We start from the raw sequence: 25,484 nt of genomic DNA on the forward strand, positions 1-25,484 counted from the left end.
TTAAATATCAAATAAGGTTTGAAGATACGGATTCACAAATATATTTTGTGGGTCATGTTCTTTTCTATGTAACATAAAAACATCAAATTTTGGATACATATTTATAACATCTTGAGTTGTGAAAGTATTCATTTTACCCCAATGAGGTCTTCCGTTATAAGCTTTAAAAACTTCTTCTAAAGCTTTGAAATACGCTTTGTATTCTTTCTTGTTATATACATGACAAGCGATGTATGCAGAGTCTCTTTCATAAGCAGGACTCATAAATACGTCATCTCCTTTAACCCAACGATTTTCAATTGGGAAGTGAATATTAAATTTTTTAGAATTCACTATTTTTTTTATGTCTTTAAAAGCATCATCATAAGCTTCCGAAGGAATATTATATTCCATTTCATGAAATTTTACTAATCGTTGAGTTGCATATACTTTATGACTGTAATATGTTTTGTCTACATTACTTATACTTGCTGCAGTAATATTAGCTACTATTTTATTTTGAGAAGGAAACAGTTTTGCAAACTCACAAAACACTTTAAAAACATAGTTTTCTAAAACAAATTCGGTCCAATAATTAAAAAAGTTAACTTTATCTGGTTCTGAATCTTCAACAATGTTTGATGTTTTGGTCCATGCAGTGTTTGTGTAAGGAATCCAATAATATTCAAAATTTCTATTTTGTGAGTTTCTTTCTTTTAAAGTTGCCAAAACATCACTTAATTTTTCTTTTTTATTTTGAAGGTTTAGTTTATAAGTTGGAACACACTGTATAGTTATTTCAGTAATTATACCTAAACAACCCAAAGAAACTTGAGCTGCTTTAAATAATTCAATGTTTTTAGTTTGTGAACATTCAATAATTTCTCCTTTTCCGTTTACAAATTTTAAAGCTGTTACTTGATTACTTATAGATTTTAAATTTACACCGGTCCCGTGCGTTCCTGTACTTATAGCTCCTGCTATGGATTGAACATTGATATCGCCCAAATTTTCCATAGCAAGCCCTTCTTTAAATAACAATTCTCCCAGTAACGACAATTTTGTTCCTGCTTTAACTGTTGCTAGATTTTTTTCTTTATTTATAGCTATTTTACCTTGATATTTATCTAAACTTATTAATATTTGATTGGTACTACATAGTGGAGTAAATGAATGACCAGATCCAATAACACGTATTTTTTTATTAAGGTGAATCGCTCTTAAAACAACATCTTGGATTTCTTTTTCTGAAGCAGGGTATAGTATTTCTAGTGGATTCCATTCTACGTTATTTGCCCAATTTTTCATATTAATTGTTGTCTATTATTAAGTTTATGTAAGGTTGAATAACTTCATCAAACTTTTTTAATAAGAACGATTTGCTATTTTTTTCTAGAGTAGAATGATGGATTGCTATTCCTTCAATCATACTCATTAATTGTTGTGCAATGATTGAAACTGGAAGGGTTATTTTTATTTCGTTGTTTTTTAAAGAAGAATGAACAATATTCTCTATTTCTTTATGGTAATCACGTAAAGTTTCAATAATTTTTGTTCGTACAGTTTCATCTTCTTCACTTTCTAATTGAAACAAAAAATATCTACGAATAGGGTAGGTGAGACCATTATCAGATTTTTCAACAAAATCAATTAAATTGACAAAAAACGAATACCTATTTTTTATTCTTTCTAACAAAGATTCATTAGAGTCTTCAATTAAAAGGTCTTCATATAGTTTAAAAAAGTATTCATCTAAAGCAGCTAAATATATAGCATGTTTGCTTTTAAAATGATGATATATGGCTCCTTTTGAAGAATTGGTAGCTTCAATAATATCATTTAAACTAGTCTTTTTATAACCTTTATTTAAAAATAAAGTAAAAGCAGTTGATATTATTTTTTCTCTTCCTTGTTTAGCCATTATAAACTGTAATTTTCTCAAATATAGAGAAAAAAACAGAAACAGACCATTTGGTTTGTTTTTTTATAAAACCATTAAATTACAACCACGAATATCAGAATTATCAAAACGACCAATAATTTCGAAACTAGTATCTGTGTATACTTTTCCTAAATCTTGCGTAGCAATAAAAGAACAAGAGTTGTAGTTTGCTAGGTCAATAACATTAATTCCGCCAGATTTTTCTTTTGATAAAATTGAGAGCGCGTCTTCAGTATCTCTTGTTAAAATTTGCATCCATGGAGGGCAATTAAAAACACCATTTCCTTTTGAATATCCTTGACTTAATAATTCGGTCATTCCATATTCAGAGTGAATTTGTTGAACTCCAAATCCATTCGTTAATATTTGATGTAATTCATTTCTAATAAGCTCTTTTCTTCTACCTTTCATACCACCAGTTTCCATTATTATGGTGTTTTTAAGATTGAAATCATATTGCTCAATTAAGTCTAATAAAGCAAAGGAAACTCCGATTAGTAATATTTTTTGACCTTTTTTGTCTAATTCTATTAGTTTTTTAGCTAATTCAGATAAATTATTAAGGTAAAAACCGCTTTCTGGCTGTTTTGATCGTTTAATAAGGTCGTTAACCATATAAACTAAAGAAGAGCCTTTTCGTTCTAAATAATTAGGTAATAAAGCTAAAACAGTATAATCTTTAATATCTCCATAGAAATACTCAAAACCTTTTAAATAACTAGTTTCATACCATGATAAATCGGTAACTAAATGTTTACTGGTAACATTACCAGTAGTACCTGAACTTGAAAAGGTTTCTTGAATTTCATTTGTTGATGATACTACCTTCTTAGTTTTGAAGAATTGAATTGGTAAAAAAGGAATTTGTTCAATTGTTTGTACATCGGATGGATGGATGTATAATAAATCACAAAACGAACGGTACACTTTATTATTTTTAAACTGGTGCTTAAAAACGTTTAAAGCTACTTTTTTAAATTCTTCTTTTGATTGTATGTTAAAAACTTGTTCTTTCATAAGGTTTGACAAAAATAATAGTATTTAACGCAACCTTTTTAATTTTTCTTCATCTAGTAAGTAAAGAATAAGATATGAAGAACGTTTATTGGTTAAAAACTATAGTATTCACTTTATTTATAACTGTAATTTCCTGTCAAAATAATGATGAAATAGTTATAGATTCAGATAATCTATTAATAGGGAATTGGACAAATGCTATTTATAATTCAGATACAGAAACTACTACTTTTAAACGTATTAATAAACTTCCGAACGAAGCATATGGAGTTTCTTTTCAAAAGAATGGAGCTTTTATACAAAGAACATCTGGGTGGTGTGGAACACCTCCGTTAATATTTTATAATGTAGAAGGGAGTTTTTTGTTAAATAACAAAATTATAAAAGTTACATCTCAAGAGTTTCCTGGGAACTTTAATTGGAAAATTATTTCAGTAAATGAAAAACAATTAGTTGTAAAAAGAGCGTTAACAAATCAGGAAAAAGATCACCAAAAATTAATGTTATTATTTTCAGAAATAGAAACATTATCAGCAAGTGTTACTTGTGTAAATGGCAATGATTGGAATTTCATAGGTTATGGAACAAAGGGGTGTGGAGGCTTTCAAGGTTATATTGCGTATTCAAATAAAATAGATGTAACTGCATTTATACAAAAAGTAGGAGATTATACAGAAAAAGAAGACGAGTATAATAAAAAATGGGGAATTGTTTCAGATTGCAGTGTTCCATCAGAACCATTAGAAGTAGATTGTGTAAATGGATCTCCTGTGTTGAAATATTAATTATTTTTAATAAAATATTAAACACATTAAACTAAAAGAACTTATACAAAAATGTTGCCAACAAGATATAAAGGCTCAAGCTGAAGTTTATCAACTTTTTGCAAAGAAGTTGTTTGCAATATGTTTAAAATATTCTAAAAATTATGAAGACGCTGAAGACACATTACAAGATAGTTTTTTAACTATTTTCAGTAAAATAAATCAATTTAGACATAAAGGTTCTTTTGAAGGGTGGATAAAAAGAATAACTATTAATATAGCTATAGAGAAGTATAGAAAAAAAACACCATTACGAATTATTAAAGAAGAAATTATAGAGGATCATGAAGATGACATAATGATAAACGAAAACTCTTTAAATGTAGATTTTCTATTAAACAGTATTCAACAATTGCCCGATCGATATCGATTAGTTTTTAACCTATACGTTTTGGATGATTTTTCTCATAAAGAAATAGCAACTTTATTAGAAATATCAGAAGGAACATCAAAATCAAATTTGTCTCGAGCAAGAAAAATTTTAAAACAAAAAGTAGAGAAACATTATCAAAAAATAAAGGAAGCATAGATGGATGATTATAAAAACATAGATCGATTGTTTCAAGAAAAGCTTAAAAGTTTAGAGACTGTTCCAAGTCCAGAAATTTGGGATGCTATTGAAGCAAAACTTCAAAAGAAGAAAAAAAGACGTGTGTTACCTATTTGGTGGTATAGTGGTATTGCCGGTGTTTTAATTATAGGAATACTTATTGTTCTTAATAAAAACAAAACACAATCAAATGATATTTTTAATAATGTTCCAATAATAGTTGAAGAAAATAAAAAGACATTATTTAAAGAAATACCAAGAATAGAGAAAGATACAATTGATACTGAAATAGTATATAAAGAAAACAACAATTCAGAAATTTTAGAAAATAAAAAAGAAAATAAATCACAAACAAAACAAGAAGAAAATTTAATTAATACAGATTTTATTCTTAAAAAAAGCACCGCATTTACTCATAAAAAAACGGAGAAGAATAATAAGGAAGGGTTCTTATCTGATAAAAAAATTGCTATAGAAAAAGAACAAATAGTAGCTAAGAAAGATTCTGTTTTTAATATTGAAAAGAAAAAAGACTTTTTAGCAGAAGTAAATAAATTGGATAGTATTAAAGATGTAAAATTAATTGAAAAAAAATGGTCAGTTATACCAACAGTTGCCATAGTAAATTCGAATTCTTTTTCTAAAACATCACCTTTAGATCAAAGTCTAGCTTCAAATACAAGTGGAGATAATTCTATTTCTTATGGAGTGAGAGTAGATTACAAATTAAATAATAAATGGTCTTTACAAACTGGTTTTTTTAAGAGAAATTTGGATTTTTCAACAAATAATCTTTCTGTGGTATCTAATGTTTCTGGAAGTAACTTTAAAAATGTAAATTATAATTCAGATGTTTCATTCATATTAATAAACAACGAATTTTCAAGTAATTCAGCCATTCTAAGTGGAGCAAATATAACAGAACAAAAAGTTAATTTAAAACAAACATTTGGGTATGTAGAAATACCAATTGAAGTAAAGTATACTTTAATTAATAAACAAAAATTTAACACCAAATTAGTATCGGGTTTTAGCACATTATTTTTAAATAATAATAATATTTTATTAGAAACACTTAATACATCTAAAACAATAGGAAGAGCAACAAATTTAAACTCTATTAATTTTAGTGGAAACTTAGGAGTTGATTTTAATTATTCATTGAATAATAAATTAAATTTTAATATTACTCCAATGTTTAAAGTGCACATGAATACATTTTCTAATAAAGCAAATGGTTTTCAACCTTATACTATAGGTATATATAGTGGATTGTCATATAAATTTTAAAAACAAAAAGATGAAAAAATTAGCATTAATTATTTTAACATTAATAATAACATCGTGTAGTGTTGATACGCCAGATTATCAATATAAACTGCTTGAAATAAAAGACTTTACAGTACCACAAAGTTTTAATTATGGAGAAGTGGCTACAATAAAAGTAACTTATGAGTTACCAAGTTCCTGTTATGAATTCCATAGTCTATATTATCAATATAAAGAAACAACAAGAATCGTAGCAATAAGATCATTAGAAATTTTAGGTAAAAACTGTCCTCAAGTAGTTATTGAAAAAGAGTTAGAAATTCCAATTACAGTATCACAAAAAGAAGATTATTTATTTAAATTTTGGAAAGGAAAAGATAATAATGGGGAAGATATTTTTGAAGAAAAAGTAGTTCCAGTAAATTAAAAAGAGGCACATGCCTCTTTTTAATTTTTATAAATTTTTAAAATTAATTTGCCTTTATCGTCCATAGAAGCACGATACATACCAGCAGTGTTAAATTCAAAAGACATGTTTCCATTTTTATCTAATGCTACAATACCTCCTGTACCACCAAGTTTTGTAAGTTTGTTTTGAATTACATCTTTAGTAGCATCTTTTAAGGTTTTATTTTGATACTCCATTTGAGCAGAAATATCATAAGCAACTTGAGCTCTTATAAAATATTCGCCCCAGCCAGTAGATGAAACACCACAAGTTTTATTATTAGCATAAGTACCAGAACCAATAATTGGAGAGTCACCAATTCTATTCCAACGTTTATTTGTCATACCACCAGTAGATGTACCTGCAGTAATGTTTCCGTCTTTATCAAGAGCAACACAACCAACAGTTCCAAACTTACTGTCTTTAATTTCTGGATCGTAAAAAGCAGATTTTGTATCGTGGTCTAATTCGGTTTTCTCTTTTTCTTTTATTCTTTGAAGTGACTTAAATCGTTTTTCAGTAAAAAAATAACTAGGATCTACAATTTCTAGTCCCTGTTCTTTGGCAAAAATAGATGCGCCTTTACCAGAGAGTAAAACATGGTTAGAGTTTGTCATAACTTTACGAGCAGCAGAAATAGGGTTTTTTACATTAGTAATACCAGCAACAGCTCCAGCATTTAAATTATTTCCATTCATAATAGAAGCATCCATTTCATTTGTTTCATTATGTGTAAAAACCGCACCTTTCCCAGCATTAAATAATGGGGAGTTTTCCATAATATGAATTGTTTTTTCTACAGCATCTAAACTAGTACCACCATTTTTTAAAATAGTATAACCAGTGGTAATAGCTTCTTTCAGTTTAGTTTTATACGCTAATTCTCTTTCAGAAGTCATATTCTTTTTTAAAATAGTACCGGCACCTCCATGAATAATAATAGCAAATTCATTTTTTTTAATAGGTTTAGAATGCTCTTTATGCGTGGTACAGCTAAGGATACAACAACTTAAAGTAAAGAAAATAAATGTTTTTTTCATTTTATTATTGTTTAATATTAAACAAAAACTAAAGGTTTTGTTTGATTTATAAAAATGTAAAATTATTTGTAGTTTTGACAAAAAATTTAAAACAACTAAAATTACAATAAAAATGGCAGATTTTGGTATTAAAGAAGCTTTAGCTCAATTAGGCTTAAAAGACATAAATGAAGGAACATCTACAGGTTCAGTAAATTTTTCTAATGGAGAAATTATTGAAAGTTATTCACCAGTTGATGGCAAGTTAATAGGAAAAGTAAAAACTACTACTAGAGAAGATTACGATAAAGTAATGGATGCCGCTACTTCGGCTTTTAAAACTTTTAGAACAATGCCAGCTCCACAAAGAGGAGAAATTGTTCGTCAGTTTGGAAATAAATTAAGAGAGTTAAAAGAGCCATTAGGTAAATTAGTTTCTTATGAAATGGGTAAATCTTACCAAGAAGGTTTAGGAGAAGTTCAAGAAATGATTGATATCTGTGATTTTGCTGTAGGTTTATCACGTCAGTTAAACGGACAAGTAATTCCTTCAGAAAGACCAGGACACGTAATGAGAGAGCAATGGCACCCAATTGGTGTAGTTGGAATTATTTCTGCATTTAATTTTCCAGTAGCTGTTTGGGCTTGGAATACTGCTTTAGCTTGGATATGTGGAGATGTATGTGTATGGAAAGGTTCAGAAAAAGCTCCTTTATGTTCAGTAGCATGTCAGAATATTATTGCTGATGTTTTAAAAGAAAATAATTTACCAGAAGGTATTTCTTGTATCATCAATGGTGATTATAAAGTAGGAGAGTTTATGACTAAAGATACTCGTATTCCTTTAGTATCTGCTACAGGATCTACTCGTATGGGAAGAATTGTTGGAGCAACAGTTGCTGAACGTTTCGGAAATTCTTTATTAGAGTTAGGAGGAAACAACGCAATTATTATAACACCAACTGCTGATTTAAAAGTAGTCGTTCCTGGAGCTGTATTTGGAGCTGTTGGTACTTGTGGACAACGTTGTACTTCTACACGTCGTTTAATTATTCACGAATCAGTTTACGATAAAGTAAGAGATGCTATTGTTGGTGCTTATGGGCAGTTAACTATTGGTAATCCTTTAGATGAAAAAAATCATATTGGTCCATTAATCGATCACGATTCAGTAAATACTTATTTAGCTGCTATTGAAAAAGCAAAAGCTGAAGGAGGAAAGGTATTAGTTGATGGTGGAGTTTTAGAAGGAGAAGGTTACGAAAGCGGATGTTACGTAAAACCAGCTATTATTGAAGCTGAAAACCATTTTGAAATTGTACAACACGAAACATTTGCTCCAATTTTGTACTTAATGAAGTATTCAGGAGAAGTAGAAAATGCAATTGAATTACAAAACGGTGTTGCTCAAGGATTGTCTTCATCTATTATGACTAACGAAATGAAAGAAGCAGAGAAGTTCTTATCATTTGCAGGATCTGATTGTGGTATTGCTAACGTAAACATCGGAACTTCTGGTGCAGAGATTGGTGGTGCTTTTGGAGGTGAAAAAGAAACTGGTGGTGGACGTGAGTCTGGATCTGATGCTTGGAAAGTATACATGCGTCGTCAAACAAATACAGTTAATTATTCAGATGAATTGCCTTTAGCACAAGGAATTAAGTTTGATTTATAGAATATAAAATTTATTATAAATAGAAAAAGTCACATCTTTAAGATGTGACTTTTTTATTTTTGAGATAGTTCTATTTTTTATTTATCCATAGCATCTTTTATTAATTTATAAGCTTCATGAGCTTTAGACATTTTAGCATATTGAAGAGCAGTAAAGTTACCTCTTTCTGATTTTGTATTTAATTTAGCTCCTTTGTCAATTAATAATTTAACAATTTTTACTTTATTATATCTAGCGGCAAACATTAATGGAGTTAATCCAGTAGATATTCTATTAATATTTGTTCCGTTTTCTATCATAGCTTTTACAGCTTCATAGTTTCCAGCTTTAATTAATTTACAAAAAGTACTAACTTTTGGATATTCAATTGATGTTTTCAAATTTGGTTTATGTAAATCAGAAGCAGTAATGGTTCCAAAAGATAATAAGATTGCGAATGCGGTAAAGATTAATTTTTTCATGATGTTGAGTTTTTCAGATTAGGATTATGTCTAATAGACGCTTATAAAAAAAAAACGTTTCAGTAAAATGTAATAGTTAACATATATTTAATAATTGTTCTTAAAAAGTTCTTAAAATCAACAGTTTATTTAAATTAATGTATTTAAAATGAATTGTTTATAAATTTGTTAGAGTTGAGTAATAATTAGATATCATAAAATGAAAACACTTTTAATATTTTATATTTATTAAACCTTTTAGTCCAAAAAAAGTCATATAAATATGGAAACAAGACATATACAACATTTATATAATCGAATTGGTTTTGGAATTACTCCTATAGAAATAAAAGAGCGTAAGCATAACACAAAAAAAGAAATTGTAAAAACTCTTTTTGAAGAGTCAAAAAAAATACGCCCATTAGAAATAGATATTTCTTTTATTTCGAATCTTACTAGAGAAGATTTTAAAAATAAAAAGAAACGAAGAGAGCTCATGAAAATGAGTAGAAAAAAAATTATTGAACTAAATAAAGCCTGGTTAGATAGATTATACAATCCAACAGAATTGTTGCGAGAAAAAATGACACTCTTTTGGGCAAATCATTTTGTATGTGAAGATAAAAACGTGTTGTTTGCTCAACAATACAATAATACATTACGAACCCATGCATTAGGCAATTTTAAAACTTTTGTTAAAGCAATTTCAAAAGAACCTGCTATGTTAAAATACTTAAATAATAAGCAGAATAAAAAGAAAAGTCCGAATGAGAATTTTGCAAGAGAACTCATGGAGCTTTTTACTTTAGGACAAGGAAATTATACAGAACAAGACATTCAAGAGAGCGCAAGAGCATTTACAGGGTATAATCATAATTTTTTTGGAGAATTTAAAATGCGTAGACGCCAACATGACGAAGGAGAAAAAACATTTTTAGGATATACAGGAAATTTTAATGGAGATGATATTATAGACATTATTTTAAAACAGAAACAATGCGCACGATTTATTTGCGAAAAAGTGTATTGTTATTTTGTAAATGAAAAACTTAATTCAGATCATATTAATAAAATGATTTCGGTGTTTTATCCGAATTATAATATAGAAGAATTGATGCGATTTGTATTAACTTCTGATTGGTTTTATGTAACAGAAAATATAGGAACTAAAATAAAATCACCAATAGAGTTTTTGGTAGGAATGCATACAATAGTCCCTTTTAGTATAGAAAAAAATAAACATAGTTTATTAATTCAAAAATTATTAGGACAAATATTGTTACGACCACCAAATGTAGCTGGATGGAAAGGAGGAAAAACATGGATAGATAGTAATACCATCGTTACCCGATTAAGACTTCCTTCTGTATTATTAAATAATGCAGAAATAACATATTCAGATAAAGGAGGATTAGAAGATGAGGTAAAAAACTTTAGTGAGAAAAAATTAAGGCGAAGAACATTTATTAAATCCACATCAAACTGGAGTTCTTTTGAAAATAGCTTTCCAACAGAATCTAACAAAGAGTTGATTAAACAAATTCTTATAAGTCCTATAAACAAAGGAACATTAGAAATACTAGAAAATAGTGAGTTAGTGTCTAAGCAAGATTTTTGCGTACAATTATTGTCGTTACCAGAATATCAATTATGTTAAAAAATAGAAGAAATGGATAGAAGAAATTTTATAAAAAGAACTTCATTAGTAAGTGGCGGACTATTTTTTGTACCTCAGTTTGTAAAAGCATTTGAACAACAAGCACAGCAATTATTTGGTAATAAAAAAATAGTAATAGTTCAATTGAAAGGAGGAAATGACGGTTTAAATACGGTAGTTCCTTTTAGAAACGATATTTATTATCAAAAAAGAAACAATATTGCCATATCAAAAAATGATGTATTAAGATTAAATGAAGAGGTTGGTTTGCATAAAAATTTGGCTCCTCTTCAAAAGTTATATGACAAAGGGTATTTAAGTATTATAAACAATGTAGGGTATCCAAATCCAAATCGTTCACATTTTCGTTCTACAGATATTTGGCAAACTGCAAGTGGTAGTAATGAATATTTACAAAGTGGTTGGATAGGGCGTTTTTTAGATGTAACAAATTCAAAACCATATAAAGCTATTGAAGTAGACGAGAGCCTCTCTTTAATGCTAAAAGGAGAGCAGCAAAACGGATTGGCATTAACCAACCCTAAACTTTTATATCAGTCGCTAAAACAGCCTTTTTTTACCGATGTTTTAAATAATTACAACGATACACATTTAAGCGAACATAATTTAGGGTATTTATATAATACTATGATCGATGCAAAGTCTTCAGCAAAATATATTCATGAGAAAAGTAATACCTCAACATCAAAAGCAGCTTATCCTAAAAATGTATTTGGAAAACAATTAAAAACAATTTCAGAGTTTATTAATTCAGGATTAGAAACGCAGGTATATTATGCTGCTTTAAGTGGGTTTGACACGCATGCCAATCAAGCAAATAAACAAGCTCGTTTGTTAGAATTATATGCTAATAGCATGGAGGTTTTTGTAAACGATTTAGAGAAGAATAATAATCTTGACGATGTATTAATTATAACTTTTTCTGAATTTGGTAGAAGAGTGCAGCAAAATGCAGCAAATGGTACCGATCACGGTACAGCAAACAATGTTTTTATAATAGGGAAGCACTTAAAAAAGCAAGGATTATATAACGGGTTACCAGATTTACAAAATCTAGATGCTAATGGCGATTTAAACTATGAAATAGATTTTAGAGAAATATATGCTACTCTTTTAGATAAATGGTTACTGGTAGATGATACACAGATTTTAAACAAACAATTTTCTAAATTAAGTTTTGTGTAAAATTTATTATTCTAGAGACTTTAAAATACTTTTTGCTTTATTATAGTTATAGTTGGTTGGATTTTTAATAATTATTTCTAACGAATTTTTTAGAGCAATTTTATTATTCAGTTTCATATACGTAATAGCTTCATACCAGTTTCCTTTGCTAGCATCAATAGCGTCGCTTTGCTTTAGTTTATTAAAAACGATTAGAGCATCTTTTTCATTATTTAAATTTAATAGAGAAATTCCCTTATAAATAAGAATATTGGGATTTGATTTAGAAGAAGTTTTTAATTGGATATCACAGAAACGTATGCTTTTATTATAATTTTTGTTTTTAAATGCAATTTCAATTTCTTCAAGAGTTTTTTGTTGATTATTCCCTTGAACGATAAAAGAAGGCATTTCTATTTTATTTGAATGAATAGCATATAACTTTTCTAAGTTAACAGGAATAGATTGATAATATGAAAAGATACTTATTAGTAGTATTGCCGCTGCCGCTACAGACCAATAAAAAGGATTGAATCTTTTTTTATTGTTTTGTAAATATTTTTTTTCAGCAGATAATAAATTCTTTTTAAAAGCAACATACTCATGCTTTTCAACTAATTTTTTACTTAATAAAATATGCTCTTTTAAATCATCATTAACAGCAATTATTTTTTCAAAAGCTAACTTTTCATCAAAAGACATTTCTCCAGCTAAATAACGTTCAGTTTGTATTTCTATATTATTCTCCATAATTAAACATCTTTCAAATCATTAAATCTTTTGTCATTTTTAATCAATTTAAACAACTTTTTTTTACACTTAAATACTTTTTGTCTAGCAGCGTTTTCGTTAGGTAAATTTAGTTTTTTAAAGATTGATTCGTAAGGAGTTTTTTGCAACATTAATTTTAATATAGTAGAACAATCTTCTTTTAATAGGTTAAATTTTTCTTCAAATAATTTCCATTGACGCTCTTTTAATTCAAATGTATTTGTGTTAACCTCATCACTTACTAGAGTAGATAAATCACTTTCTGTTACCTTATTTTTAGTTACTTTTTTAATCCATAAGTTTTTACAAGTAAAAAATAAATAACTATCAAAGGCTATAATTTTTAAATCACCATTTTTAAGTCCAGTATATAAAATTAGTAAGGCTTCCTGAAAAATATCTAAGGCATCAGCTTTAGTACCATTATTTTTGAGAATATATTTTTCTACTCCAATAAAATTTTTAGTATAAATTTTCTCTAAAACCTGTTGTTTTCCCTCTATAAATAGCTTTATAAAATTCTGCTTTTCATCTGTCATAGATTTTTTTTCAAAAAAAGTAGTAACAAAGATGCTAAAATTACTCTTAATAAAAAACAGCGTTAAATATCTAGTACGTAAAACAAAACCTAGATAAAAATTTAAACTAACCAAACAATGAAAAAAATTTTATTTTTTATAGCGATAGTAATTTTAGCTAGCTGTAATTCAAACGAAGAACCTTTAAATGTAAATGAACAATCTAAGGAAGAGTTTTTAAATAGGAGTTCTAATGAAGATTATAAAGATGATCAATTAGGATATTATAAAAGTATTGATGCTAATTCAATTGTTGATGGAAAAATAGATAAAGCTAATGTAATGACAACTTGGATAACATATGGAGAATATAAAGAATTAAGAAGTAATCCAAATTATTCATTTTACGTTAGGGAAGTTAAAGCAAGTACTGATGATAATCCAATTCTAGTATCAGCAAAATATATAGGAGCAGGTGGAGGCTATAGTGGTCCTTTTGACCACGATGATTTAGATGACGATGATTACCCATGTATTTTAGCAAGACAAATGGAGTCTAATACTTTTTACAGTGAAAATATGGGATGTTTATGGTCTATTAATAGATGGAGAAATCATCTTCAAGGTGTCGCTAATGCAACCTGTAATAAAATCAGTACTCGAAAAATATGTTGCAAAGGTGTATTATATAGTTCTATTGTTGTTTTTCCTCCATCTCCATGTACCCCAAGAGGTATTCATGAACCAGGAAGAGAAACAGGAGCCACAGGAGGTTGGGTAGCTTATAATCCAGAAACAACACATAACTAATAATTAAAGCTGATTAACTGTATGTCTTTATTTGAAAACATGCAGTTAATTTTTTCTATTTTTAATACAACAAGGTTTATTAGAATTAATAATAAGCAAACACGAAAAAACAACTGAAAATGACAAGATATTTTCTATGCATACTATTTGTTTTTATACTAATAGGTTGCCAAAACAATGAATTTGAAGAAGTAAATTTTAATAGTGAGAATTTACTTTCTAAGAATAGATCAACAGATAAACAAGAGCAACAAGCTACAGTTGTAATTCGTTTTAAAAAAGGGTTAAGCGATGGTGAAAAAGCTACAATTAGATCAAATTACAATGTTTTAAATTTTGATGTTTGTTCATGTGGAGATCCAGAATTAGAAAATTGGTTTTTTTCAGGGAATTTAACTTTTGCCGATTTAGAAGAAAAAGTTTTATCAATGGAATCGGATACTGAAATGGAAGGTGCCGACCTTAATTTTAATATAACTATTGATACAAACGGAATAAGTAAACAAAATATAAATACTCAAAGAGAATTATCTGTAGGTACTTCTAAACGAAATACATCGGATAAAATAGATGTAGTTGTAGGTGTATTGGACTCAGGAATTAACCCATCATATTTTCAATTTACAGAATCATTTTTATTTGATAGTACCTCGATGACAGATACTTGTGGGAACGAAATTTTTGGATGGAACTTTGTTAATAATGATAATGCTCCTGTTGATGACAGCGGTCATGGAACTCGAGTAAGTTATTTTATTTATGAGCAGTTGATTAATTCTCAAAAAACTTTTCAAATACTACCTGCAAAAGTTTTTGACGTTAATGGAAGTAGTTCTCTTTTTACAATTAATTGTGGTTTTAGTTATCTTATAAAAAGGAAAGTTAATATTATTAATATGAGTTTCGGATGGAAAAATAATCCATCAAGTGTAATGAAATCATATATGGATGACATCGAAAACCATATTTTAATTAATGCTTCAGCAGGAAATTTTGGCGAAAACAACGATTTAATACCACACTATCCTTCTTCTTATAAAAACAAAAATATCCTTGCTGTTACTGCTATAGATAATGCAATACCTCCAAATTTAGTTTTGGGAAATGTTTCTTTATCTAATTATGGTGAACATTCGGTAGATATTGGAGTTAAAGGATTAGGAATCCCATATCATATTTCACCTAATAGTGCACCTGTTTTTATAAGCGGAACCTCTTATTCTAATGCAATTGCTTGTGGTTTTAATGCTAGATTATATAAAATGAATATGCCAGTCATAGAATGGCATCATGACATAATTCAAAACAGTATCATTTCGTCTAATCTTAACTTAATAAAATACAGTGCTTATTTAGATTTATAACAGTATATTAGAAAGGAATAAAAACAATTCCTATGCATATACTAAAGAAACGTAAACGATTATTAAAATTATGTTTTTTATTACTTAGTACGTGTGTTTTTAATTTTCATGTTTGTTCTCAACAGTTAAGTCAATATGAATTTGATAGTATTCTAAATATAGAAAGGATTAATAGCTCTCAAAAAATAACATTATTAAAAAGGAAATTAAAAAATTCAGAAAAGCAACAAGAAACTGCCAAATTATATTATAAAACTGCTGTTTATTGCTGGAATAAAAAAAAGCAGTTTTCTTGGGCATTAAAAGAAGGAATTTATTTTTTAAAACAAGAACAATTAATTAGAAACATTTTAGAGTCTAAAAAAACGTCTTTAATAGAAAGAAATTTATTTAACCTTGGTTTATTTTATAAAGAACTAAAAGACTATACAAATGCAATAAGCTATTTAGATGAACTTATTTCTTATATCAAAACACCAAATAAACAGCTTGCAAAATGTTATAAGTTAAAAGGAAACATTTATACAAATTTAGGTGACTTTGAAAGAGCTAATAACAATCTAAATAAAGCTAAACAAATATTTAAAAAACTTAACTTAGAAGGACAATTATTTAAAGTAAATAATGACTTATTAAAATTATTAATTGATAAAAAAGACAAAAATTCTTTTCCAGTTTATCAAAAAATATCAAAAGAAAATGAAAAATTAATTACTAAGTTTCCAAAAACTTCTTTTAAATATAGGTTTGATTTTTTGTATAACTCAGCAAGTATTTTATATAACCATAAGTTTTATAAGAGGTCTATTCCTTGGTATAAAGATGCTTTAAAAGTATTATTACATACTAAAGACTCTGTTAGATTAGCTAATTTTCATAATAATTTTTCACTTGTTTTTTTAAAAGTATCAGAACCAGATTCTGCCAAATTTTATTGTAAAAAAGGACTTACATATACAAATTCAAAAAACGTATTAGAAGAAAGTGCTTTGTATGATAATTTAGGAGATATATATCTTTCAGAATCTAAATTTGATAAAGCTTTTTTTTATTATGATAAAGCGATTCAAACAATTTCTTCTGACAATTCTAATGAATTTTCAATAACAATTTATTTTAAAGACCTATTAGGTTATCATTTAGATAAATTGAATGCACTAATTACATTTTATGAAGCTAAACAAGACCCTAGTGTTTTAAATAAAGCTTATGAACTATTAATTAAAATAGATTCTCAATTTGATACAATTTATTATACAAGTAAAGAACGAATATCAAAGCTTTTTTGGCGAAAAAAAGGACGAGATTTTTATATTAATGCTGTTAAAATTTGTTATCGTTTAAATAAACTGAAGGAGGTTTTTTATTATGTAGAAAAAAGCAAAGGAATGCTTCTTTTAGAGAATACGAATAATCAATTTGCTAAAAAATTGGCAAACCTTTCAGACACCTTAATTCAAAAAGAAGATAGCTTACAAAAAAGAATATTATCTTTTAAAGAACAAATTAATAATACTCCTAAAGCTGCACTTAACGACAGTTTATTTTTGGCTAAAGAAGCCTATTTTAATTTTTTAAACATTCTTGAAAATAAGAATGTAAATTATTACAGATATAAAACAAATATTCCTATAACAACCATAAAAGCAATAAGAAAGAACTTAAGAAATGATGAGGTGGCTATTTCCTATATTTTAGGAGATAATAGTGGATACGTATTGATTATATCTAAAAATGAATATGAAGTTTTACCTATAAAACATTATAAAACATTAGTTTCTTTAGTAAATGAATATAAAAAACTCTGTTTATCACCTATTCAGTATAAAGCAGAATTAAATAGGTTTAAGGATGTATCTAATAGATTGTACCAAATACTATTTCCAAAAGAGTTTGAAGCTTATTTTAAGCGTTATAATAAATACTCAATTGTTACTGACGGTATCTTAAATACAATTTCGTTTGATGCTTTAATACCTTTTGTAAAAGAAGATAGTAGTTTTAAGTATTTGATAGAAGAAAAAGAGATTGTATATCATAATTCGCTATCATTAACCTTATTAAATAATACGTTAAAAACTCCTTTTTTTAAAACCCAATATAATTTTATAATTAACAATTTTAAAGATTCTAGTTTTACATCTCTAACTACTAAAAAAGAACCTTTTTTTAATGATAAAATGTTTACAGATAAACAGGTATCAAAAAAGAACTTTATTAAAGAATTTAAAGAAGCCTCTTCAGTTTTTATTTCTAGTCATGCTAAGGGTACAAATAACATTCCTTGGATAGCTTTGTATGACCAAAAGTTATATTTAAACGAATTATTTTTCCTTAACAGTCCTAAAAATTTTGTGGTTTTAGATGCTTGTGAAACAGGAGTAGGGAAGTTACAAACAGGAGAAGGAAGTTATAATTTAACTCGGGGATTTTTAAATGCAGGAGCGAAAAGTGTTTTAGCAGCACAGTGGCAGGTAAATGAAAAGTATAATACAGAAATTTTAAAAACCTTTTTTAAAGCTTTAAAAAAAGGAAATTCAAAATCAACAAGTTTAGCTTTTGCTAAAAGAGCTTATTTAAAAAAACATGAGAATACAAATTTAAATTCGCCATATTATTGGGCGGTTACTACAATCACAGGAAATGATTCTCCTTTGCCATTTAATTATAATTACACAATACTTATAACTGTTTTAGTTATTTTAGTAATACTCTATGTTTTAAGGTATTTAAATAAACGTATTGATTAAAAATATTTTGAGTTATTAATTATACTTTACTTTACGCAATACACGCATAGCTTCTTTATATTTAATATAGGTGGTTTTATCGTCTAAAGCTTTAATATAACTTTTTGCTTTTTTAAGTTGAATAGGGGCATCTAAAAAACCATTTAAAAAACAAATTAAATAGGAAGTAGGTAGCTTAAAAACATCTTCATGCTCAGTAACAGATAATGCTGTGTTGTTTTCTATTTTGCTGATAATAGTATTATTGTTCTCGTAAATATGTTTAATAATCGTGTTATCATACTGAGGAGACTTAAATAAAAACTCAGTAACAATATCATGTTTTCCATTATCTTTAAAATTAATAATTGTTTTTTCTAAAGGATAACGTTTTTCACTTTTATCAATTCCTAAGACAATGTATTCGGTAATAATAAAAGATTGTTCATTATAACTTATTTGAACATCGTCTAAAGCAGAAAAAAATAAACGAACTTGTTCGTTTATTAACTCAATATCTACTCGAGTTAAAAACTCTTTAGTATTAATAAGCTTTTTTTTTCCTGCCCAGCATAGAACAAATTGTTCATTAAATACTTTGTATTGCGGATTGTACTCAGGTTTATGATTGTTTATAAAATCAAAAACACCATCTAAAGTAAGTTTAATATTGTTGCTGGCATTTTTTTCAATAGCTTCTACAATAGCACTATTTTTATCTTTATGCTCAAATACATCTTCCAAAGGCATTGAATTACTTCCTCTACGAAAAAACACCGTTCCCTTACGATATTTCCATGTGTTTTTAGATAATGAAGTAACTCTATCATTTGGGTAAATAGTGACTAAACCAATTACTTTATGACGAGGTAAACGAGGAAATGGAACATTTTCGTACTCAACTTTAGGAGGGTTATTTAAATAAGCATTTATTAAATTTTGAATTTTACTATCATCATAAAAATCAACACCCATAATTTTGTTTTCTTCATCTTCAACTCCAATAACAATATATGAGTTGTTATTAGGATTTGAATTTGATAAAGCGCAAATATGTTTTATAAACTTAGCTTTTCCTTCTTTAGAACTTAAAGACAATTTTTGCTTTTTATCATAAAAACTATTCTCATCGTTATGAGACAGTAATTTTTTAATAAGTAAGCGTTTATTAATCATTTTAAGGTACTTTATGGCCTTGACTAGCTATTAATAAAGAAAACCAATCTTCAGTTTCTAATGAAATAAATTGTGCTTGATTTGCTTCTTCTATTCGTTGTGTATTAGTAGTTCCAATTACAGGGATAATCTTAGCTGGATGTTTGTATAACCAAGCTAGTAATAGTTGGCTTTCAGTAGCATTATATTTTTTACATAAATGTACTAATTCTTCTTTAATTCTGCTGTTTTGATCCGTTTCTTCTTTAAAATATGATCCTAAAGGACTCCATGCCATAGGCATAATATTATGCGCTTGCATATAATCTAAACGACCATTTAACATAGAAGAAAACTGTGTTAAGGATACTTCAATTTGATTTACTGTAATAGTATTTTCACTAGTAATTAAGTTTGTTTGAGAAGGAGTGAAGTTAGAGAGTCCAAAATCAACAATTTTTCCTTGTTTTTTTAATTGAGTAATTGCTTCAGAAATCTCATCAGCTTGCATTAATGGACTAGGTCTGTGTAATAACAATAAATCTAAATATTCTGTTTGTAAGTTTTTAAGAGACTGTTCTACACTCCAAATAATATATTCTTTCGAATAGTTGTAATGTTTTACTTTATTATCTCTCGTTTTTCCAACATATTGAATTCCACATTTAGAGATTAATTGAATTTTATCACGGTTAATTTTACTATCAACTAAAGCTTTTCCAAAAGCAGTTTCAGTAGTATAATCACCATAAATATCGGCATGATCAAATGTAGTAATCTTATTTTCTAAACAAGTATGAATTAAGGTGCTCATTTCTTGAGTGTTTAGGTTTTTACCCCAAACCCCCCAGGTCATACAGCCTGCAATAACTTTTGAATAATTAGACATTTTTATTTAAAATTGTAGCACTTGCTTGTGCAGTTGGATATACAACTAAGTCTTCAATATTAACATGATAAGGTCTAGTAACGACAAAGTGAATAATATCTGCAATATCTTCAGCCTGTAAAGCACTATAACCTTTATACACATTCTTAGCTTTTTCTTTATCTCCTTTGAATCGCACATCAGAAAATTCTGTTTCTACGGCACCAGGGTGTATTCCTGAAACTCTTATTTTATGTTTATTCAAATCAATGCGCATAGACTTGTTAATGGCATTTACAGCATGTTTAGAAGCACAATACACATTGCCATTAGGATATACTTCTTTTCCTGCTATAGAGCCTATATTAACAATAAAACCATTGTTTCTTTCAATCATTTGAGGAATAATAGCTTTTGTAACATAAAGTAAACCTTTTACATTAATGTCAATCATGGCATCCCAATCATCTAAATTTCCATTTTGTATAGAACTTAAACCATGAGCATTACCGGCATTGTTAATTAAAATATCTACTTGACGAAAGTTTTCCGGCAAATTAGCTATTACTTCTTGTACTTGCTTTCTATTTTTAACATCAAAATTTAATGTAGTAACTTCTGTATAATTTTTTAACTGTTCTTGTATTTCTTCTAATCTATTTTTTCTACGACCACAAAGAATCAATCGAATATTATTTTTAGCAAAAATTTCAGCAGTTGCTTTTCCTATGCCCGATGTAGCACCAGTGATAAGAGCTGTAAGTTTCATTATTTTTGTTTTGGTTAAAGGTAGCATATTCAACTAAAAAATAAAATCTTTATAACAATACTTAACAAAAATTTTATAAAAATAAAAACCGCCCCTTTTCGGGGGCGGTTCTTTTTTAGTTGGTAACTACACCAACCAAAAATCAACTAACCAAACTTTATTTTAAATATTTTCTATCAACGGTCTTTCGTTGTATTTTAGTACGTTTTCTACCATTATTCCTTACGATAGATTTTGCAGCACTTTTATTTTCACTTTTTAAATATTGTACAAATCCTCTACCAGAAAAAGTGTACATTGTTTTAGAACTTAAATGAAACAACTTTACCGTTTCATCATTTATAACGCTCAATTCAAATCTTTCAGTATCCCCTCCATCATAATTAAGTGTTAAAAGTTTTAGGTCATCATATCCTGTAATATTGGCTACTTCATAACCTCCAACGTAGTCCCACTTTATAATATCAATATCCGTGCCAAAGGTGTCGTGAGATGAATAGAATGTTACATCATTTTCTGGTGTAAACTGTAAAAAATGTTCATCATCAAAAGCGTTTGGAGTACCTCCTGTTGCATCTGTTCTTTCCCAAGCTACATATTCTTGTAAAAAGTATTCAATGTTTTCATAAAATAATTTATCATAATCAAAATTATTTCTTTGATAACCTATTAAATAATAACTAAGATTTTGTGATAAGTCATCAATTCTAATTTCATTATTTGATAGTTGTACTACATCAAAATTATAATTCCCATCTAATTTATGATATGTTTCTAAAATAGTCCCTCGAGTATTATAATTTCCAACAATGACTCCTAAACCATTTCCTGTTTTACCTATGTCTACAATATTGTTATTAGCATACATTCTTCCGTTTAAAAAAGATACAGTAAATGCTTTTGAAAGAAAAGGTATATCTCCAGTACCAGTAGTTCTATGATAATCTATATACCATAAATCGTAACTAGATACATATTCGTTTAATGAAAAAGCATCATCATCAATTATTTCATTTTGTACAATACAAGATGTTAACGTTACACTTGCAGTAATAAATAAGAAAAGTAGTTTTATGCGTTTCATAAGCATTCGTTTTATGGTTATGCTTATAAGTTTTCAAATTGCGTGCCAAAAATAAAAAACACCTCAATTGAGGTGTTTTTTATTTGAAAAAAAATAGATTTTTATTGCATAGAAACCTTTTTCTCTTTTTTAATATTTTCTATTTTAAAATAATGAGTTTTAGCACCTATTTTATAGCTAACTATAGCTTCATTTTCTTTTAATTTAAATGGAAATTCTTCTTTTACTTTTTCATTAGTAGTATTTCCTAATTCTTCTTTAGAATTAGCATGTAAAACTAAATCTTTTCTGTCTTCTTTAGGAGAGGTATTATAACGAGCAGCAATATATTGCTTGTCTTGTTTTTTCTCAATAACAACCTTCGTTATTCTATTTTGAAAAAAAACATTTTCAAAATTAATAGTATTTTCTGAAGAAAATTCAATCATTAAATTAAGACTATTGTTTCCAGGTAAGCCTCCCGTAATATGAGTATATGTTGCAGATTTTACAGTAAAAGGTGGATTATTATCCATTTTCATACTAGCACATTGAGTAAATGTAAGAGCAAATATTAAGATTCCGAATAATTTCATAGGATTACTATTTATTGTTTAATTTTAGACATTCAAGGAATGTGCCAAGGTACAAATATATTTATATTTTTTAAGATGTTGAATTACAGTTATTGGGAGTTAAAAGAATGGTTTACCAATGTTGATTTTACTATCGTAGGTAGTGGAATTGTTGGGTTAAATTGCGCATTAGAGTTAAAGAAAAAACATCCAACCGCAAAAATTTTAGTTTTAGAAAAAGGAATATTACCTCAAGGAGCAAGTACTAAAAATGCAGGATTTGCTTGTTTTGGAAGTTTATCTGAATTAATAGATGATTTAAATACACATACTGAAGAGGAAGTATTTAGTTTGGTAAAAAAAAGATGGGAAGGTTTAGAATTGTTAAAAACTAATTTAGGAGAAAAAAATATTGATTTTCAATTAAACAAAGGATACGAATTATTTCAAGATACGAAGCTCTTTGAAAATTGTTTGACTAGAAAAAATGAAATAAATAAGTTATTAAAACCATTATTTAATTCAGAAGTTTTTAGTGTTAATGAAAATGTTTTTGGATTTAATAATATTCATAAAAATTATATTGTAAATAAGTATGAAGGCCAGATTGATACAGGTAAAATGGCAGCAAAATTATTAGAATTAGTTCTTTCGTCTGGAATAAAAATTATTAATAATATTTCGGTTGAAGATTATTCTGATATTAATGAAGGTGTTGTTGTAAAAACAAATCAAATAGAATTTGTAACTAAGAAAATACTTATTGCAACAAATGGTTTTGCAAAACAATTACTTAATGAAGAAGTACAACCAGCAAGAGCACAAGTTTTAATAACAAAGCCAATTAAAAACCTTCTTATAAAAGGAACTTTTCATTTAGATAAAGGATATTATTATTTTAGAAATATTGATGATAGAATTTTGTTTGGAGGCGGAAGAAATTTAGACTTTAAAACTGAAGAAACATCAGAATTCGGTGAAACCGAATTAATTCAAAACAAATTAGAAGAAATTTTAAAAACTACCATTTTACCAAACAGCAATTTTGAAATAGAGCATAGATGGAGCGGAATTATGGGAGTAGGAATTCAGAAAAAAGCAATAGTGAAACAAATATCAAATAATGTTTTTTGTGGTGTTCGTTTAGGGGGTATGGGAGTAGCTATAGGTAGTTTAGTAGGAAAAGAATTAGCTGATTTAGTATGAATATAAAAGAAGAACTATTTAAAAAATGTGTAGCTTATGTAAATAAGCGAATGGAGACAGTAGAAGAAATAATTTCATCTAATAAAAAAGCATTACAATCTGAAACGAAAAGTTCTGCTGGAGATAAACATGAAACTGGTAGGGCAATGTTGCAATTAGAAATGGAAAAAGCAAGTCAGCAACTTAGTGGAATTGAAAGAATGAAAGAAACTCTTTCTAAAATTAATTTAGAAAGAACGAGTCAGTTAGCTCATTTAGGAAATATAATTGTAACAGATAAAAATTTATACTTTTTAAGTATTAGTTCTGGACAACATGTAATTGCTAATAAAACTTATTTTTCTGTATCAGTTTCTTCTCCAATAGGACGTTTGTTATTGGGTAAGAAAACAGGAGATTTTTTTGTTTTTAATGGTAATAAGCAAACAATAAAAGAAATTTTTTAAATTAAGAAGTAGGGTAAGATAAACTATAACTGTTTTAGTATAGGAAAGGTTGCTACCCTTCAATAAGGAAAAGAAGTCTTACAGTACACTTTTATCATTTTTTAGTGTTTAGACTGGTAAGAGTGTATTTTTTTATAGATATAAAAGTATTTAAAATAGTTGAGTAATAATTATGAGATAGTTATTATTGGTTTAAACAGTTTCATTAAAACTTAATGAAACTGTTTTTTTTATTTCTATAACCGAGTGGTGATTTAAAAAAATAGTTTGGTCATTGTAATTAACTTCAATAAGCCAATAATATCCTTTAAAATAAGCTTTTTTAATAATAGCCTTATGGTTAGAGTTTTCAACAACTCGTATTTGATGAGGATATAATAAAATTTGCTTTTTGTTAAAAAAAAATTCATTTACATCATCAAATAAAGAAGCAACATATTTTTGCTTCAAATCTTTATATAAGTTAGAAGGAGTATCTTTAGCTATTATTTTTTGATTTTGAATTACAATCATTTTATCAGCAAAAGATAAAGCGTCACTTCCATCATGTGTTGCTACAATACAAGAAATATTATTTTCTTTTAAATAAGAAAATAATTTTCTTCTTAATGAATTCTTTTTAAAATTATCTATTTGGCTAAAAGGCTCATCTAATAATAGTAATTCGGGTTCTTTAGCCAAAGCTCTGGCTATAGCAACACGTTGTTGTTGTCCACCGCTTAAGTTTTTAACTTTTTCATTAGCAAACTTGGTCATTTCAATAACCTGAAGTAATTCTTGTGTTCTTTTCTCAGCTTCCTTTGGATAAAAACGAGAAAGAAATTTTTTAATATTTTCACTTACTGAAGTATAAGGCATTAAGTCAAAATCTTGTGCTACGTATTTAAAAAAATCCATTCCAGGTACTAAGTGGTGTTTTGGACCTAATATTTGAATATCATTCCAAAATAGAGTACCGTTATCTAAATCTAATAAGCCATAAATAGCTTTTAATAAAGTAGATTTTCCGCACCCACTTTCACCCATTATACATAAATGTTCTCCTTTTTTAAGAGAGAAATTGATGTGATGTAAAATTTTTTCTTTTGAAGGGTATGTAAATGATATATTGTTTACCTGTAGCATTGGCACAAAAGTAACAAAAGGAAGAGAAAAACTATTTAAGTTTTAAATCAAAAAAAATTAACGACAGAAACTCTAGGTTA

Annotated in this window: 25 protein-coding genes; 12 read left to right on the forward strand and 13 right to left on the reverse strand. The window is 27.5% G+C overall.

Features of this window, described 5'->3' with window-relative positions:
• The 3 genes from Q0881_RS01595 to Q0881_RS01605 form a co-directional block, all read right to left on the reverse strand.
• Nucleotides 1-1,287: a D-arabinono-1,4-lactone oxidase gene (locus tag Q0881_RS01595; protein ID WP_299156317.1), complete on the reverse strand. Its 1,287-nt coding sequence runs from the start codon at nt 1,285-1,287 to the stop codon at nt 1-3.
• A gap of 1 nt (nt 1,288) precedes the next feature.
• On the reverse strand, nt 1,289-1,900 hold the full coding sequence (locus Q0881_RS01600) for a TetR/AcrR family transcriptional regulator (protein ID WP_299156319.1): 612 nt from the start codon (nt 1,898-1,900) through the stop codon (nt 1,289-1,291).
• A 63-nt stretch (nt 1,901-1,963) separates the two neighbouring features.
• Nucleotides 1,964-2,938 carry an acyl transferase gene (locus Q0881_RS01605; protein ID WP_299156321.1) on the reverse strand — a complete coding sequence of 325 codons (975 nt, stop codon included), beginning with the start codon at nt 2,936-2,938 and terminating at the stop codon, nt 1,964-1,966.
• 74 nt (nt 2,939-3,012) lie between these two features.
• Here Q0881_RS01605 and Q0881_RS01610 point away from each other — a divergent pair, with 74 nt between their 5' ends.
• From Q0881_RS01610 to Q0881_RS01625, 4 genes are read left to right on the forward strand one after another with little or no spacing between them, the layout of a single operon-like run.
• Nucleotides 3,013-3,723: a hypothetical protein gene (locus Q0881_RS01610; protein ID WP_299156322.1), complete on the forward strand. Its 711-nt coding sequence runs from the start codon at nt 3,013-3,015 to the stop codon at nt 3,721-3,723.
• Between the two features lie 25 nt (nt 3,724-3,748).
• A complete protein-coding gene (locus Q0881_RS01615; protein WP_299157008.1) occupies nt 3,749-4,291 on the forward strand; it encodes an RNA polymerase sigma factor in 543 nt (180 codons plus the stop codon).
• Complete coding sequence (locus tag Q0881_RS01620) at nt 4,292-5,602, forward strand: hypothetical protein (protein WP_299156324.1); 1,311 nt, start codon at nt 4,292-4,294, stop codon at nt 5,600-5,602.
• A 10-nt stretch (nt 5,603-5,612) separates the two neighbouring features.
• On the forward strand, nt 5,613-6,008 hold the full coding sequence (locus tag Q0881_RS01625) for a hypothetical protein (protein WP_299156326.1): 396 nt from the start codon (nt 5,613-5,615) through the stop codon (nt 6,006-6,008).
• Between the two features lie 20 nt (nt 6,009-6,028).
• Here Q0881_RS01625 and Q0881_RS01630 read toward each other — a convergent pair whose 3' ends face one another.
• Nucleotides 6,029-7,069, reverse strand: coding sequence for an isoaspartyl peptidase/L-asparaginase family protein (locus Q0881_RS01630; RefSeq protein ID WP_299156328.1), 1,041 nt, complete (start codon nt 7,067-7,069; stop codon nt 6,029-6,031).
• Nucleotides 7,070-7,181: 112 nt separating this feature from the next.
• On the opposite strand from Q0881_RS01630, the gene Q0881_RS01635 reads away from it, so the two are divergent.
• The gene (locus tag Q0881_RS01635) at nt 7,182-8,723 is read left to right on the forward strand and encodes an aldehyde dehydrogenase family protein (protein WP_299156330.1); all 1,542 of its coding nucleotides are present in this window, start codon (nt 7,182-7,184) and stop codon (nt 8,721-8,723) included.
• 77 nt (nt 8,724-8,800) lie between these two features.
• Here the strand turns inward: Q0881_RS01635 and Q0881_RS01640 are convergent, their stop codons facing one another.
• Complete coding sequence (locus Q0881_RS01640; RefSeq protein WP_299156332.1) at nt 8,801-9,184, reverse strand: ankyrin repeat domain-containing protein; 384 nt, start codon at nt 9,182-9,184, stop codon at nt 8,801-8,803.
• Nucleotides 9,185-9,446: 262 nt separating this feature from the next.
• Between Q0881_RS01640 and Q0881_RS01645 the strand changes: the two genes are divergently transcribed.
• Nucleotides 9,447-10,820: a DUF1800 domain-containing protein gene (locus tag Q0881_RS01645; protein WP_299156334.1), complete on the forward strand. Its 1,374-nt coding sequence runs from the start codon at nt 9,447-9,449 to the stop codon at nt 10,818-10,820.
• 12 nt (nt 10,821-10,832) lie between these two features.
• Entirely contained in the window at nt 10,833-12,026 is a 1,194-nt protein-coding gene (locus Q0881_RS01650) for a DUF1501 domain-containing protein (protein ID WP_299156336.1), read from the forward strand.
• A 6-nt stretch (nt 12,027-12,032) separates the two neighbouring features.
• On the opposite strand, the gene Q0881_RS01655 is transcribed toward Q0881_RS01650, so the two are convergent.
• The gene (locus tag Q0881_RS01655; protein ID WP_299156338.1) at nt 12,033-12,755 is read right to left on the reverse strand and encodes a hypothetical protein; all 723 of its coding nucleotides are present in this window, start codon (nt 12,753-12,755) and stop codon (nt 12,033-12,035) included.
• Between the two features lie 2 nt (nt 12,756-12,757).
• Nucleotides 12,758-13,315 carry a sigma factor gene (locus Q0881_RS01660; RefSeq protein ID WP_299156340.1) on the reverse strand — a complete coding sequence of 186 codons (558 nt, stop codon included), beginning with the start codon at nt 13,313-13,315 and terminating at the stop codon, nt 12,758-12,760.
• A 117-nt stretch (nt 13,316-13,432) separates the two neighbouring features.
• Between Q0881_RS01660 and Q0881_RS01665 the strand changes: the two genes are divergently transcribed.
• From Q0881_RS01665 to Q0881_RS01675, 3 genes are all read left to right on the forward strand, one after another.
• A complete protein-coding gene (locus Q0881_RS01665) occupies nt 13,433-14,104 on the forward strand; it encodes a hypothetical protein (protein ID WP_299156342.1) in 672 nt (223 codons plus the stop codon).
• Nucleotides 14,105-14,223: 119 nt separating this feature from the next.
• Nucleotides 14,224-15,468: a S8 family serine peptidase gene (locus Q0881_RS01670; RefSeq protein ID WP_299156344.1), complete on the forward strand. Its 1,245-nt coding sequence runs from the start codon at nt 14,224-14,226 to the stop codon at nt 15,466-15,468.
• Nucleotides 15,469-15,500: 32 nt separating this feature from the next.
• The gene (locus Q0881_RS01675) at nt 15,501-18,218 is read left to right on the forward strand and encodes a CHAT domain-containing tetratricopeptide repeat protein (protein WP_299156346.1); all 2,718 of its coding nucleotides are present in this window, start codon (nt 15,501-15,503) and stop codon (nt 18,216-18,218) included.
• Between the two features lie 15 nt (nt 18,219-18,233).
• Here Q0881_RS01675 and Q0881_RS01680 read toward each other — a convergent pair whose 3' ends face one another.
• The 5 genes from Q0881_RS01680 to Q0881_RS01700 form a co-directional block, all read right to left on the reverse strand.
• A complete protein-coding gene (locus Q0881_RS01680; RefSeq protein ID WP_299156348.1) occupies nt 18,234-19,373 on the reverse strand; it encodes an ATP-binding protein in 1,140 nt (379 codons plus the stop codon).
• A 1-nt stretch (nt 19,374) separates the two neighbouring features.
• Complete coding sequence (locus Q0881_RS01685) at nt 19,375-20,241, reverse strand: aldo/keto reductase (protein ID WP_299156350.1); 867 nt, start codon at nt 20,239-20,241, stop codon at nt 19,375-19,377.
• Nucleotides 20,234-20,989 carry an SDR family NAD(P)-dependent oxidoreductase gene (locus Q0881_RS01690; RefSeq protein ID WP_299156352.1) on the reverse strand — a complete coding sequence of 252 codons (756 nt, stop codon included), beginning with the start codon at nt 20,987-20,989 and terminating at the stop codon, nt 20,234-20,236. The genes Q0881_RS01685 and Q0881_RS01690 overlap by 8 nt, the downstream gene beginning before the upstream one ends.
• A 157-nt stretch (nt 20,990-21,146) precedes the next feature.
• The gene (locus Q0881_RS01695) at nt 21,147-22,073 is read right to left on the reverse strand and encodes a hypothetical protein (RefSeq protein WP_299156354.1); all 927 of its coding nucleotides are present in this window, start codon (nt 22,071-22,073) and stop codon (nt 21,147-21,149) included.
• 101 nt (nt 22,074-22,174) lie between these two features.
• On the reverse strand, nt 22,175-22,648 hold the full coding sequence (locus tag Q0881_RS01700; protein ID WP_299156356.1) for a hypothetical protein: 474 nt from the start codon (nt 22,646-22,648) through the stop codon (nt 22,175-22,177).
• A 78-nt stretch (nt 22,649-22,726) separates the two neighbouring features.
• Here Q0881_RS01700 and Q0881_RS01705 point away from each other — a divergent pair, with 78 nt between their 5' ends.
• Both Q0881_RS01705 and Q0881_RS01710 read left to right on the forward strand, forming a co-directional pair.
• The gene (locus tag Q0881_RS01705) at nt 22,727-23,833 is read left to right on the forward strand and encodes an FAD-dependent oxidoreductase (RefSeq protein ID WP_299157010.1); all 1,107 of its coding nucleotides are present in this window, start codon (nt 22,727-22,729) and stop codon (nt 23,831-23,833) included.
• Nucleotides 23,830-24,279 (forward strand): 3-oxoacyl-ACP synthase, encoded by a 450-nt coding sequence (locus tag Q0881_RS01710; protein ID WP_299156358.1) that lies wholly within the window; start codon nt 23,830-23,832, stop codon nt 24,277-24,279. The genes Q0881_RS01705 and Q0881_RS01710 overlap by 4 nt, the downstream gene beginning before the upstream one ends.
• Nucleotides 24,280-24,471: 192 nt before the next feature.
• Here the strand turns inward: Q0881_RS01710 and Q0881_RS01715 are convergent, their stop codons facing one another.
• The gene (locus tag Q0881_RS01715) at nt 24,472-25,404 is read right to left on the reverse strand and encodes an ABC transporter ATP-binding protein (RefSeq protein ID WP_299156361.1); all 933 of its coding nucleotides are present in this window, start codon (nt 25,402-25,404) and stop codon (nt 24,472-24,474) included.
• Nucleotides 25,405-25,484: the final 80 nt, after the last annotated feature.

Source organism: uncultured Tenacibaculum sp. (genome assembly GCF_947494125.1).
Classification (GTDB): Bacteria; Bacteroidota; Bacteroidia; order Flavobacteriales; family Flavobacteriaceae; genus Polaribacter.